This window comes from Nocardioides perillae (assembly GCF_013409425.1).
In the GTDB taxonomy this organism is placed as follows: domain Bacteria; phylum Actinomycetota; class Actinomycetes; order Propionibacteriales; family Nocardioidaceae; genus Nocardioides; species Nocardioides perillae.
Map to the genome: position 1 here is coordinate 3,353,858 of NZ_JACCAC010000001.1, position 13,054 is coordinate 3,366,911.

12 protein-coding genes and 1 tRNA gene are annotated in these 13,054 nt (G+C 75.2%); 2 read left to right on the plus strand and 11 right to left on the minus strand.

The window, feature by feature from the left end:
* Window positions 1–21: 21 nt before the first annotated feature.
* Window positions 22–1,116 (plus strand): GDSL-type esterase/lipase family protein, encoded by a 1,095-nt coding sequence (locus tag BJ989_RS15810; protein WP_179519025.1) that lies wholly within the window; start codon window positions 22–24, stop codon window positions 1,114–1,116.
* Window positions 1,117–1,227: 111 nt separating this feature from the next.
* On the opposite strand, the gene BJ989_RS15815 is transcribed toward BJ989_RS15810, so the two are convergent.
* Both BJ989_RS15815 and BJ989_RS15820 read right to left on the minus strand, forming a co-directional pair.
* A complete protein-coding gene (locus tag BJ989_RS15815; RefSeq protein ID WP_179519026.1) occupies window positions 1,228–2,109 on the minus strand; it encodes a Bax inhibitor-1/YccA family protein in 882 nt (293 codons plus the stop codon).
* 710 nt (window positions 2,110–2,819) lie between these two features.
* Window positions 2,820–4,028, minus strand: coding sequence for an IS110 family RNA-guided transposase (locus BJ989_RS15820; protein WP_179519027.1), 1,209 nt, complete (start codon window positions 4,026–4,028; stop codon window positions 2,820–2,822).
* Window positions 4,029–4,270: 242 nt separating this feature from the next.
* Between BJ989_RS15820 and BJ989_RS15825 the strand changes: the two genes are divergently transcribed.
* Window positions 4,271–5,962: a hypothetical protein gene (locus tag BJ989_RS15825; protein ID WP_179519028.1), complete on the plus strand. Its 1,692-nt coding sequence runs from the start codon at window positions 4,271–4,273 to the stop codon at window positions 5,960–5,962.
* 287 nt (window positions 5,963–6,249) lie between these two features.
* On the opposite strand, the gene BJ989_RS15830 is transcribed toward BJ989_RS15825, so the two are convergent.
* The 9 genes from BJ989_RS15830 to BJ989_RS15870 form a co-directional block, all read right to left on the minus strand.
* Window positions 6,250–6,323: transfer RNA gene (locus tag BJ989_RS15830), tRNA-Leu, on the minus strand.
* 29 nt (window positions 6,324–6,352) lie between these two features.
* Entirely contained in the window at window positions 6,353–6,961 is a 609-nt protein-coding gene (locus BJ989_RS15835; protein WP_179519029.1) for a methyltransferase domain-containing protein, read from the minus strand.
* 37 nt (window positions 6,962–6,998) lie between these two features.
* A complete protein-coding gene (locus BJ989_RS15840; protein ID WP_343049431.1) occupies window positions 6,999–7,877 on the minus strand; it encodes a uracil-DNA glycosylase in 879 nt (292 codons plus the stop codon).
* Window positions 7,874–8,857, minus strand: coding sequence for a Ppx/GppA phosphatase family protein (locus BJ989_RS15845; protein ID WP_179519030.1), 984 nt, complete (start codon window positions 8,855–8,857; stop codon window positions 7,874–7,876). Before BJ989_RS15845 ends, BJ989_RS15840 begins: the two co-directional genes overlap by 4 nt.
* Complete coding sequence (locus tag BJ989_RS15850) at window positions 8,854–9,462, minus strand: DUF501 domain-containing protein (RefSeq protein ID WP_179519031.1); 609 nt, start codon at window positions 9,460–9,462, stop codon at window positions 8,854–8,856. Before BJ989_RS15850 ends, BJ989_RS15845 begins: the two co-directional genes overlap by 4 nt.
* Entirely contained in the window at window positions 9,459–9,899 is a 441-nt protein-coding gene (locus BJ989_RS17920) for an FtsB family cell division protein (protein WP_343049432.1), read from the minus strand. The genes BJ989_RS15850 and BJ989_RS17920 overlap by 4 nt, the downstream gene beginning before the upstream one ends.
* 301 nt (window positions 9,900–10,200) lie before the next feature.
* Window positions 10,201–11,478 (minus strand): phosphopyruvate hydratase, encoded by a 1,278-nt coding sequence (gene eno / locus BJ989_RS15860; protein ID WP_179519033.1) that lies wholly within the window; start codon window positions 11,476–11,478, stop codon window positions 10,201–10,203.
* Window positions 11,479–11,518: 40 nt separating this feature from the next.
* Window positions 11,519–12,244, minus strand: a complete 726-nt coding sequence (locus tag BJ989_RS15865; protein ID WP_343049433.1) for a MazG nucleotide pyrophosphohydrolase domain-containing protein — start codon at window positions 12,242–12,244, stop codon at window positions 11,519–11,521.
* A complete protein-coding gene (locus BJ989_RS15870) occupies window positions 12,241–13,014 on the minus strand; it encodes a hypothetical protein (protein WP_179519034.1) in 774 nt (257 codons plus the stop codon). The genes BJ989_RS15865 and BJ989_RS15870 overlap by 4 nt, the downstream gene beginning before the upstream one ends.
* Between the last annotated feature and the right edge of the window lie 40 nt (window positions 13,015–13,054).

Genomic DNA, 13,054 nt, shown 5'->3' on the forward strand with positions numbered 1-13,054 from the left:
GCCGCCACTAGGGTGGAGGACGTGGGGAAGGCAGCAGCAGCACGCAAGCTGGCGTCCGCGGCTGCCTTCGGCGGGGGCGGGCTCACCGCCGTCGGCGCGGGCCTCTTCGGTGTCATGAAGGTCGAGGCGCAGCTCGCGCGCCGCGCCATCGGCGAGCCGCGCGACGAGCCGCCGCCCGACGCGACGGGGTGGTACGGCCGCCACCGGCCGGGCCCGGCCGTCAAGGTCGTGCTCCTCGGCGACTCCAGCGCGGCCGGCTACGGCGTCGAGCGGGTCGAGGAGACCCCTGGCGCGCTGCTGGCCTCCGGGATCGCCGTGCACGGCGACCGGCGCGTCTACCTCCGCTCCCTCGCCGTCGTGGGCGCCCAGACCTCCGACCTCGCCGCGCAGGTCGACCGCGCGCTCGTGGTCGAGCCCGACGTCGCCGTCGTGATGATCGGCGCCAACGACGTCACCCACAGCGTGCTGCCGCGCCAGTCGGTCGCCGACCTCACCGAGGGCGTCACGCGGCTCATCGAGGCGGGGGTCGCGGTCGTCGTCGGCACCTGCCCCGACCTCGGCACGATCAAGCCCATCGCGCCGCCGCTCAAGCAGTTCGCCCGGGCCTACTCGCGTCGTCTCGCCGCGGCGCAGACCATCGCCGTCCTCGAGGCCGGCGGCCGCACCGTGTCGCTCGGCTCCATCCTCGGTCCGGAGTTCGACGCCGCCCCCGCGCTGCTCTTCGGGCCCGACCGCTTCCACCCCTCCGCCGACGGCTACCGCAAGCTCGCCGGCGTGCTGCTGCCCTCGACGCTGGCCGCGCTCGACCTGCTGCCCGACGACGAGCTGCGTCCCGAGGCCTTCCGCGGCGAGGGCGTCCTGCCGATCACCGCGGCGGCCCTCGAGGCGGTGCGCACCCCCGGCACCGAGCTCGACGGCACCGAGGTCGCGGGCGCGCGCCGCGGCGTACGCGGGCTGTGGGTCGAGCTGCGCCACCGCCGACGCCGTGTCGACGGCGACGCGGAGTCGCCGGAGAAGTCCGAGGCAGACGAGGCCGGGCCGGACGGGGCCGTGGCTGCGGACGGCGGGCTCGTGCCGGACCCCGGCACCGTGACGGAGGAGGCCGCGGGCGCCTGAGGCACTCGCGCACCGACCTGCGGACACGGCAGAGGCCCCGGACCAGCAGGTCCGGGGCCTCTGCGCTGTGGGGGCTGGGCGACCGCTCCGACGGCCGCCGAGTGCTCCGCGTCAGTCCTGGCTGAAGATCGCCATGATGCGGAGCAGGTTGGTGTAGATCCAGACGAGGCTCACCGTCATCGCGAAGGCGGCGCGCCACGACTCGCGCTCGGGCAGCCCGTGGCGGACGCCCTGCTCGACGAAGTCGAAGTCGAGGATCAGCATGAAGATGCCGAGCGCCAGACCGGCCAGCGAGAAGACCAGGCCGAGGCCGCCGAAGCCGAACAGGCCGAACGAGTTGCCGAAGAAGCCGAGCACGAGCTCCATCAGCGACAGCGCGACCATGCCGAAGACGGCCGCCATGACGCCGCGGCGGAACTTGTCGGTCACGGTGATGTCGAAGACCTTGTAGGCCGCGAGCGTGCCCGCGAAGGCCGCGAACGTGCCGAAGACCGCCGGGGCGACGATGCCGCCGCCGAACTGGCCCTCGAAGATCTTGCTCAGCGCGCCCAGCGCGACGCCCTCGAGCACGGCGAAGGCCATCACCAGCGCCGGCGAGATGACGCGCTTGAACGAGTTGACCATCGACAGCGCGAAGGCGCCGAGCGAGCCGACCAGCACCGCGGTGAAGAGGCCACCAGGGTTGGCGTCGGACAGGTCGGGGGTCAGCACCCAGGTCGCCATCGCGACCAGCACGACGGTGCCGACGGAGAACGCGGTCTTCTGCACCACGCTGTCGATCGTCATCCGGGCGGCAGGCTCGGCGTAGCCCGTGGGGCCGCCGAAGCCGCCCTGGGAGCCGCCCTGGGCGACGTCCCACTGCGAGGGGTTGCCGTACGGCGCGCCCACGGTGGCCTGGCCACCCTGGGGGTAGCCGGGGTAGGTGGGGTACTGCTGCGCGCTCGACCCGTTGAACTCGGCCGAGCGGCGGAACACCGGGTTGTTGCTCTGCATGGCTCTGGTCTCTCCTCGAGGCCTGGTCGGCCGTCGACCTGACGGCTCGGTGGTCCCGATCCTCTCAGGTCCCACGTCCACGTCAACGATCAGCCGGGGGCCGGTGTTCCCGCTCCCGCCCCGCCGTCCCTGAGAGTCTCCTGTGACCGCACTGGTCGCGGGTCGCCGGTCGCCGGTCGCCGGTGGCGGTGGGGGCAGCGAGCTCCTGCCGGTCGGCCGGCCCGCGAGCGGGCGAGTCGAGACCCGCCCTCGGTGGTCGAGCGAGCACGCCGCGCTCTCGCCGAGGGGTCGGGCGTTGCGCTCGTGTCGAGGGGTCGCGCGCTGGGCTCGCGTCGAGGGGTCGCGCGCTGCTCATCCGCCGAGGGGTCGCGCGCTGCGCACTCGCCGAGGGGTCACGCGCTGCGCTCTCGTCGAGGGGTCGCGCGCTGCGCTTCGGTCGAGGGGTCGCGCGCTGCTCACCCGTCGAGGGGTCGCGCGCTGGGCTCGGGTCGAGGGGTCGCGCGCTGCGCTCGCGTCGAGGGGTCGCGCGCTGCGCTCGCGTCGAGGGGTCACGCGCTGGGGCGTTCGGGTGGTCGAGGGGGCCCCGCCAGGGCCGTCGCGAGACCGGAGTCCAGGCGGGCTGCGGGCCATTGGTCGTGCACAGATCGACGGCCAGGATCCGTTGTCCACAGCCGGATCCGAGCCGGCGGTGAGTGATGCTCCTATGGCTGTCAAGCGGCGAGTAGCCATTGACGGTAGCGGTCGGCGAGGTCGCAGTCGGGGTAGGTGCCGAGTTCGGTTCGGACGATTTTGCTGGGGTAGGTGCCGAGGGCTTTGGCGGCCGCAGTGAGGGTGATGTTCTTGGCCTGTCGCGCGGGTCGCAGGTCGGTGAGCTCGGGGGCGGCCAGGCCCCGGGTGAGGGATCGGTAGACCTCGCGTGCGATCGCGCGCTTGAGCAGACGGGTGATCTCGGCGTGGTCGCGGCCGCGGTCTCGTTGGGTGCGGACGTAGGCGCGGGTGCGGGGGTCGGAGGTCATCCGGACCAGCGCGATGGTGTGCAGCGCGCAGTTCGCGGCTCGATCGCCGCCGCGCGAAAGCCGGTGACGGGTGGTCTTCCCGGATGAGGCCGGGACGGGCGCGGTGCCGCACAGGGCGGCGAAGGAGGCTTCGCTACGCAGCCGTTCGGGGTTCCCGCCGGCGGTGATCAGTAGTTGGGCTGCGGTGGCCGGGCCGACGCCGCGCAGCGACATCAGGTGGGGGTTCGCTGCTTGGGCCAGGTCGCGGATCTGCTGGTGGAGGTCGTCGGCTTGCTCGGTGAGGAACTGGTGGCGCCGAGCCAGGGTCTTCAACGCGGTCAGCACGCCGTGGCTGGTCGGGTCCTTGGTGCTGGGGCGGCAGGCTGCGAGCGCGTTGACCAGCGCTTTCTCCTTCAGTGGGCGGTACTTCTCCCGCACGAGGGTGGGTGCGGTGATGAGCATGTGGTGGATCTGGTTCATCGCCGCGGTGCGGGCCTTGACCGCGGATCGGCGGGCGTTGTTCAGCGCCCGGATGGCCTCGGTGTGTTCGTCCTTGGGTGCTGCCGCGGCCCGCTGGGACAGCACGGCGCGGGCGGCCTGGTAGGCGTCGATGGGGTCGGACTTGCCCTGCAGGCGTCGCACCGACCGCTCGGGGCGGATGACCTCGCGCACGGCGATCCCGGCTGCTTGGGCCGCGCGGGTGAGGCCGGCGCCATAAGAGCTTGTCCCCTCGATCCCGATCACTGTCAGCGCACCGAAGGCGACCAGGAACGCGAGGGCGTCGCGGTAGCCGGTCGGTGTGGTGGGGAACTCGCGGTCGCCCAGGTCGCGGCCCAGGGCGTCGATCGCTGCGACGTGGATGGTGTCGGCATGGGTGTCCGCACCGCCGAGGACCTGGGTTGCCTCGGGTCGGGTCGCTGTCATGATGGATCTGCCTTCCGCGTCGATTCGGTAGGTCGACGTCGGTCGGGCGGCAGACAGGACATTGATGAGGCGCTTGCCAGGCTCTTATTAGGTCATGTCCGCCCGGCCGACGAGCGTTGGACCCTGACCGCCGGCCAGACCAATTGATGGTCAACCCAGCAGGGCGACAGTCGGCGGCAGAGGCACGACGGTCAGGGCGCTTGACCATCATCAATGTCGGTGGTGGCTGCTTGACTCCTCTCATGACCACCAGCCCGGCACCCGAGCTCGACACCGCGATCGCGGTGCTCGACCGTGCCGGCGCGCTGGTCGCAGACGCCCGCGTGGTCGACGCGGAGCTGATGCGGGCTGCGTGTGCGTGGGCGGACCTGCACCCCGCCGACGCGCTAGATGCGGCGACGGTGGCCGGGACGTACGGCGACACCGCGCTGCCCATCGCCGGCGCCTATGCGCCTTCGGTGACGGAGTTCGCGGTCGCGGAGTTCGCGACCCGGCTGGGGCGTTCCACCACCTCGGGTGCCGCCTACCTCGGCCAAGCACTCGTGTGCCGCCACCTCCTGCCCCGATTGTGGGACGCGGTGCAGGCGCATCGGGTGGACGGGTGGCGTGCCCGCCTCGTCGCCCGCATGGTCCTCGGCAAGGGCCTCACCCCCGAAGCAGCCGGGTGGGTGGACCGCCACGTGACGCCCGTGGCGCAGACCATCGGCGCCACCACCCTCGAACGCCTCGTCGCCGAAGCACTCGCGCGGTTCATGCCCGACGAGGCCGAGCTCGCCCACGCCGAGGCACGCGAGCAGCGCCGCTTCGACGTCCACCTCGACGACCGCCCCGGCGATGACTTGACCGGGACGGTGGACGCCACAGGGTGTTTCGACCTGCCCGACGGGATCACCATCCACGACGCCGTCACGGAGGAGAAGCAGCGGCTGCGTGCCCTCGGCGCCACCGCCGAGCCGGGACCACTGTCGGCGCAAGCCCTGCTCAACCTCGTCGTACGGGGCTCCGACGGCGTGTCCGCGCAAGCCACCCTCGACCTGGTGACCGTGGACGGTGGTCGAGCAGCGAGCCCTGGCGAGCGTGTCGAGACCCCCGGCACCGACACAGCAGGGTCGGGTTCGCAGCCGGGTCGATCTGCGGGCCGTCGGCAACGGCGCTACCTGCTCCACCTCCACCTGTCCGACGCGGTGCTGCGCACCTCGATGTCCCGCGGCCGGCTACGGGCGGGGGACGGGGCGGTGGGACGGGTCGAGGAGACCCGCGCCCCGGTGACCGCGACCGCGATCCGCGACTGGCTCACCACCGCCGGGATCGACGGGGTCGCACCCCAGGTGACGGTGCTGCCGGTGCTCGACCTGAACGAGGCCGTGCACACCGAGGCCTACGAAGTCCCACGACGCCTGGCCCACCAGACGGCTCTGACCCACCTGACGTGCGTGTTCCCGTGGTGCGGCCGCGCCGCACGCAGGTGCGACCACGACCACGCCGTCCCCTACAACCCGGTCGACCGTGCTGGCGAAGCGGACGCGGCGGGCGAGGCGGGCGAGGCGGGCGAGGCAACCATTGGGCCCGCGGGCGGGCCGACCTGTTCCTGCAACATCGCGCCGCTGTGCCGTCCGCACCACCGGTTGAAGACCCACGGCCACGCCGCCACCAGGTGGACCCTCACACCAGCCGGTGCCGGCGCATGGCTGTGGAAGTCACCGCACGGGGCGCACTACCTGCGCGACCACACCGGCACCCGACCCCTCGACGGACCCCTCGCCCACAACCCCGGACCACCCGATGCTGGACCAGCGCCCCCGGACTCGGGCCGGGCCTGCAATACCGGGCCGCCGCCCGGCTCTGGTCCGGCACAGGAGTGTGACACCGGGCCGCCACGCGACGGCGACCCGCCGCACCACGACGACACCGGGCCGCCCGCACCCGCGGACTGACCACACGCGCGTACGTCACCGGGTCTCGACACGGGCCTCGCGGCCCTGCTCGACCAACGAACAGGGGCGTCCGGTCCTCCTCAGCCATCCGTTCGACGACAGCCCGCACCCCACCTCCGGGGTGTCGGGCTCGTCGTGCTGCCCGAACAGCGTGGGCGCCCGGGTGCGGGGGTCGGCTACGCCCCGGCGGGCCCTGCTCGACCACCGACGTGGCGGCGGCCCCGCGTGACCACCGGGTAGCGGCCAAGGGCGTGGCTCGACACCCGCCCCCTCGGCGGCGGGCGCCGTGCCCCCGGTGGGACTCGAACCCACAGCTGGCCGCTTTTAAGGCGGCTCCCTCTGCCAGTTGGGGCACGGGGGCGCGGGCCACACCGTACGGCCTGGGCGCGGTCAGACGGTGGTCGCCGGGTCCGCGCTCACGAGGAGGTAGCGGTCGTCCTCGATCGCACGTCCCCAGTAGCGGGCGTCGGTGAGTCGGTGGAGCTCGACCGGGCGTCCCGCGGCCTCGACGAGCGCCGCGGCGCGCTCCGCCGGGATCCCCGCACCGTTGCTCCACCAGCCCTCGACGAGCAGCAGCCGGCCGCCGGGCGCGAGCAGCCGCAGCCACCGGCGCAGGGCCACGGCCGGGTCGGGCATGGCCCACAGCACGTGGCGGGAGAGGACGACGTCGTGGGCCGCCGCCTCGAGGGGCGGCTCGGAGGCGTCCCCCTCGCTGAACGTGACGCCCGGCAGGCCCGCCGCCTTGCGCTCGGCGAGCTCGAGCATGCGCAGAGAGAAGTCGAGGCCGCTCACCACGTGCCCGGCCTCGGCGAGCAGCACCGACAGGGTCCCGGTGCCGCACCCCAGGTCGGCGACGCGCGCCGGAGGCGCGGGCAGCCACGGGACCCGCAGCTCGCGCCAGGCGTCGCGCACGGCAGGGTCGCGGAGCCCGTGGTCAGCGGGCTCGTCGAACGCAGCCGCCTCGGCGTCCCACGACGCCACCTCGTCAGCCCGAGCCACGTGCGCGAGCCTAGGCGGGCCACTCGGGCGCTGTCGCTCAGGTCAGGCCCGCGAGCGCGGCCGCGCGCCCGAGCACGTCGTCGAGCATCGAGGCGGTCAAGCGCCGCGTGGCGGTGTTGTGCAGGCTCGGGTGGTAGCAGCCGAGCAGGGGCACCGCGGGCAGCGCCGCACCCGGGGGTGCGGGCAGCGGCACCTCGACCGCGTGCCCGAAGCGCGGCCGCGGCGAGGGGACGGCGAAACCCGCGCCGGCGAGGCCACGGAGCGCGGCCGCCCACCCGAAGGCACCGAGGGCGACCACCACGCGCACGGTCGGGGCCAGCAGGGCCAGCTCGGCGTGCAGCCAGGGTGCGCAGGTGTCGCGCTCGCCCGGCGTCGGCTCGTTGTCGGGCGGCGCGCAGCGCACCGCGGCGACCATCCGCGTGCCGCGCAGCTCCTGGCCGTCGCCGGCGTGGGTGGACGTCGGCAGCGCGGCCAGCCCGACGCGGTGCAGCGACGCGTAGAGCCAGTCGCCCGAGGAGTCGCCCGTGAAGTTGCGGCCCGTCCGGTTGGCGCCGTTGGCGGCAGGCGCGAGGCCGACCACGAGCAGGCGGGCATCGGTCGGGCCCCACCCGGGCACCGGGCGACCCCAGTAGGGCTGGTCGGCGAAGGAGGCGCGCTTCGTCGCGGCGACGTCCTCGCGCCACCGCACGAGCCGGGGGCAGGCCCGGCACACCGAGACCGCGGCGTCGAGGCCCGCCGGCCCGTCGAGGCCGCCGGCCCGCGCGGCAGTACGCCGCACCCCGGCCGCCGTCGTCGCCACCGGCGTCGTCGCGTCGGCGGCGTCGCCGGGCCACCCGCTGCCCGGGGCGACGGGTGAGGGGAACGCCCCGCCGACGAGCGGGTGCGGGAGCAGCCGGTCGTCCGGCACGCGGCTCACGCGTCGACCAGCGACCACGCGATGCCGTCCAGGATGTCCGCCTCGCTGACGGTCAGCGTCGGCAGCCCGACCCGGCGCACGACCTGGCCGAGCACGAGGGCGCCCGCGTCGAGCACGTCGGCCCGACCGGGGTGGACGTAGGGCAGCTGCCGCCGCTGCTCAGCGCTCATCGCGACCAGCTCGTCCACCGCGGCCAGCACGTCACCGGTGGCGACGACCGACTGGTCGATCGCCCGCCGGTCGTAGGAGGACAGCCCCAGCACGTGCGCCGCCACCGTGGTCACCGTGCCCGCCACGCCGACCAGCGCGACCGCGTCGGTCACGGGCACCCGCTCGCCGTCGACGTCCCCTCCCCCGGCACCGACCGAGGCGACCACCTCGTCGAGCGCGGCGTCGACCGCCGCCCGGCACGCGGCGACCTGCTCCGGCGTCGCGGGGTCGTCGTGCAGCAGCCGCTCGTGCAGCCGCACCGACCCGACGTCGGCGCTGCGCGCGTGGGTGACGGCACCCGCCTCCCCCGCCCCGCCGGCGCGGCCGAGCACCAGCTCCGTCGAGCCGCCCCCGATGTCGACGACGAGCACGGGTCCGTCCGGCCGCTCGTGCAGGTGCCGCACCGCGCCCGCGAAGGACAGCGCCGCCTCGGCGGCACCCGGCAGCACCTCCGGCTCGACGCCGAGGCGCGCGCGCACCCCCGCCGTGAAGACGTCGGCGTTCGCGGCGTCCCGCGTCGCCGACGTCGCGCAGAAGCGCACCCGGGCGACGTCGTGGTGCCGCAGCAGGTCGGCGTACTCGTCGAGGGCGGCGAAGGCGCGCGCCAGGGCTGCCTCGTCGAGGCGCCCGGTGCGGTCGACGCCCTGCCCGAGCCGCACCATGCGCGACTCGCGTGCCAGCTCGACCAGCGCGCCGTCGACCACCTCGCCGACGAGCAGCTTGACGGTGTTGGTGCCGCAGTCGACCGCGGCGACCCGCGCCCTGCTCACGCCAGTCCGGCCCCGCCCGCGACGTCCTCGACGTCATCGACGGCTCCGGCACCCTCGACACCCCCGGCGCCCGCCTCCACGCACGGCCCGGCCTCCCACCAGGGCCCGATGCGCGCGAGCACCTCGTCGCCGAGCGGGTTGACGCCCGCGCCCTGTGCGAGCGCCTGCCCGGCGAGGACGTGCAGGCACTTCACGCGGTCGGGCATGCCGCCGGCCGAGATGCCCGCGATCTCCGGGACGTCCTGGCCGTGCTCGGCGGCCAGCGCGTCGCGGGCCTCGAGGTAGCGCTGGTGCGCCCGGGCGTACGCCGCGGCGAGCTCGTCGTCGTCGGCGAGCCGCTGCTGCATCTCGCGCATCAGCCCGCCACCCTCGAGCGTGCCGATGCGCGACGCCGCGCGCGGGCAGGTGAGGTAGTAGGTCGTCGGAAAGGGCGTGCCGCCCGGGAGGCGCGGCGCGGTGGTGACGACGTCGGGGTTGCCGCAGGGGCAGCGGTGGCCCACGGCCGCGATCGCGCGGGGCTCGCGGCCCAGCTGCGCGGCGACCGCGGCCTCGTCGCGGGGCGTCGCCGGGACGCCGGACGGCCCGCCGGCGGGGTGCTCGCTCACCGCCCGCCTCCCGCGGGGTCGCCACCGAGGTCCTCGGCCGGGGCGTCGAGGCGCGCGGCGGGCGTGCGCTCGCGCGGCGGGTCGCCCGCCAGCTCGACCGAGGCCCAGGCGGTCTCCCACCAGGCGGTGGGCGTCGGCTCGGGCACGACCTGGTCGGGGTCGGAGAGCTCCGAGCTGGGCTCGAGAGGCTCGCCGTCGACGTCGATCACCTGGTAGCCGGTCTCCCCGGGCTCGAGGTAGCCGAAGCGCTTGCGCGCCTGCCCCTGCACGAACTCGGGGTCCTGCCAGCGGCGCTTCTCGCGCTCGAGCCGGTCGATGTCGGCCTGGCGCTCGGCGATGGCGCTCTTGAGGTCCCCGATGCGCGCGCGCTGGTCGAGGAAGGCGCGCATGGAGGAGGCGTAGGAGACCGCGAGCAGCCCGAGCACCAGCACGAGCACGACGGCCCGGCCGGTCAGCCGCGGCCGACGGCGCGCCGCGGCGGCCGCGCCTCGTGCGCGCTCCGCCCCGCGCAGCGCACGCTCACGCGCCGACGCGCTCGAGCCGCCCGAGGCGCGCCCGCGCGCCGGCCGGCCGCCTCGCGCGCTGGGTCGCGGGTCGGGTCGCGACGCGGGCCGTCGCCCCGGTCCGGCGGGTCGGCCGCCCGGTGTGCGCCCCTGCGCCATCTCAGCCTCCCCGCTGCCCCTCGTGACGTGGCGGTCCCCGGCGCCGCACCGGCGCCGGGGACCCATCCTGCCTGCTTCAGCCGCCGAACCGCGGGAACGCGGCCGCACCGGCGTAGCGGGCGGCGTCGCCGAGCTCCTCCTCGATGCGCAGCAGCTGGTTGTACTTCGCGACGCGCTCGGAGCGGGCGGGCGCGCCGGTCTTGATCTGGCCGCAGTTGGTCGCCACGGCGAGGTCGGCGATCGTGGTGTCCTCGGTCTCGCCGGAGCGGTGGCTCATCATGCAGCGGAAGCCGTTGCGGTGGGCGAGGTCGACCGAGTCGAGGGTCTCGGTGAGCGAGCCGATCTGGTTGACCTTCACCAGCAGCGCGTTGGCCTGGCCGCCGGTGATGCCGCGCTGCAGCCGCTCCACGTTGGTCACGAAGAGGTCGTCGCCGACGAGCTGGGTGCGCGAGCCGAGCTGGTCGGTGATCGCCTTCCAGCCCTCCCAGTCGTCCTCGTCGAGGGGGTCCTCGATGGAGACGATCGGGTAGGCGTCGACGAGCTCGGCGTAGTAGGCCGTCATCTGCTCGGCCGTGCGCTGCGAGCCCTCGAAGGTGTAGGTGCCGCCCTCGCAGAACTCGGTGGCCGCGACGTCGAGCGCGAGCACGACGTCCTTGCCCAGCGTGAGCCCGGCCTGCGAGACCGCCTCGGCGATGAGGTCGAGCGCCGCGCGGTTGGAGGCCAGGTCGGGCGCGAAGCCGCCCTCGTCGCCGACGCCGGTCGCCAGGCCGCGGCCCTTCAGCACCGACTTGAGCGCGTGGTAGACCTCCGCGCCCTGGCGCAGCGCCTCGCGGAAGGTCGGGGCGCCGATCGGGGCGACCATGAACTCCTGCACGTCGACGTTGGTGTCGGCGTGGGCGCCGCCGTTGAGGATGTTCATCATCGGCACGGGCAGCACGTGGGCGTTGGGGCCGCCGACGTAGCGGTAGAGCGGGAGGCCCGCCGACTCGGCGGCCGCCCGGGCGACGGCGAGCGAGACGCCGAGCACCGCGTTGGCGCCGAGCGTCGCCTTGTTGGCGGTGCCGTCGGCCTGCAGCATGGCCTGGTCGACCAGGCGCTGGTCGTCGGCGTCGAGGCCGAGCACCACCGGGGCGATCTGCTCGACGACCGCGTCGACCGCCTGCTGCACGCCCTTGCCGGCGTAGCGCTCGCCGCCGTCGCGCAGCTCGACCGCCTCGAAGGCGCCGGTGGAGGCACCGCTGGGCACCGCCGCGCGGGCGAGCGTGCCGTCGTCGAGGAGCACCTCGACCTCGACCGTGGGGTTGCCGCGGGAGTCGAGGATCTCGCGGGCGGCGACTGCGTCGATGGCGGCCATGGTGCTCCTGGGGTGGGGGTCGGCTGGTCCGCGCGTCACCCTACCGGCGCCTCGGCGCCGCCCCGGCCTCCCCGTCGGTCGGTGGATCGGAGGCCACCGCGAGGGGGTCGCGAGCCGCCAGCAGACGGCGTACGGCGTCGCGCAGCGCCTGCTCGGGGTCGACCCCGGAGCCCCGGGCACCGGCCAGCACCGCGAGCAGGTCGTCGCCCACCGCGCGCGCCGCGACCTCGGCCTCGGGGGTGCCCGGGGCGAGGTCGTCGGCGGCCGGCGGCGCACCCTCGCGCCGCGCCAGCCGGTCGAGCACCTTGTCGGCGAGGAGCAGCGCGGGGAGCGTGGGCGGCAGCCCGTCGACGAGTGAGGCGCGCGGCTTCTCGGCCGCCTTGACCGACTCCCACAGCTCGTTGACCGCGCGGGCGTCGGCGGGGGCCGGGCCGTCGGCGGCGAAGACGTGCGGGTTGCGCCGTCGCAGCTTGGCGACGAGGCCCGCTGCCACGTCGTCGAGGTCGAAGTCGCCGCGCTCCTCCGCGACCGCGGCGTGGAAGCAGACCTGCAGCAGCACGTCGCCGAGCTCCTCCCGCAGCGGCGCGGCGTCCCCGGTCTCGGCGACGACGTCGATCGCCTCGAGCGCCTCGTGCGCCTCCTCGAGGAGGTAGCGCGCCAGCGACCGGTGGGTCTGGGCGGACTTCCAGCCGCACTCGGCGCGCAGCCGGCGCATCACCGCGACCAGCTCGGCGAGCGGGGCCGGGGCGGCGCCGGGCTCGCTCACCCGCAGCGCTGCTCGGCCGGCAGCGCGGCCGCGGCCTGGCCGGCGTCGCCGTCGGCGGCGACCGCGAGGTCGGTGACCGGCACCGACGCGGACGTGTCGGTGGGCTGGAAGAAGCCGCCGATGAGGGCGTTGACGTCCTCGAGCGTCGGCTCCTCGGGGATCTCCGCCACCTCGACGCGCATGCCGATGCTCGGGGAGAACTCCACCTCGGACTCCCGCAGGAAGTCGGCGAGCTCGCGGAGCCCGGCGGCGGTGCGCACCGTGAGGTCGGCCTGCTCGTCGCCCAACACCGCCGAGCCGATCTCGCTCAGCGTCGTCGGCACGTAGACCTGGGCCGACTGCACCTCGACGAAGGCCTCGCGCTCGTCCTCGGGCAGCGTCTCGGCCAGGCCGCGCAACCGCACGACCTCGCGGTTGAAGTCGCTCGTGGGGGACGCGTCGTACTCCTCGGCGAGCTGCTCGACGGCCGAGCGCAGGGCGAGCAGCACGGCCGCGGAGCGGCGCACCTCCAGCAGCGGGACGGCCTGCTGCTGCTGCTCGAGCTGCGGCTCGAAGTAGGTGCACAGCGCCTCGGAGGCCTCGCTGAGCGTGTCCTCGGTGACCACCTCGTCGCCGACGACCACCGCCGCGCCGGGCTGCAGGCCGGCACAGCCCGCCAGCAGGACGGCCGCGCCCAGGGCGCCGGCGACGGGCGCGGCCAGGCGGGACAGGCCAGCACAGGACAGGCCGGCACGGGACAGGGCGGCACGGGGGCGAGGGGCGCGGCTCACGGCGCACATTGAACCAGCCGCGGGCACGCCGGTGTGACCC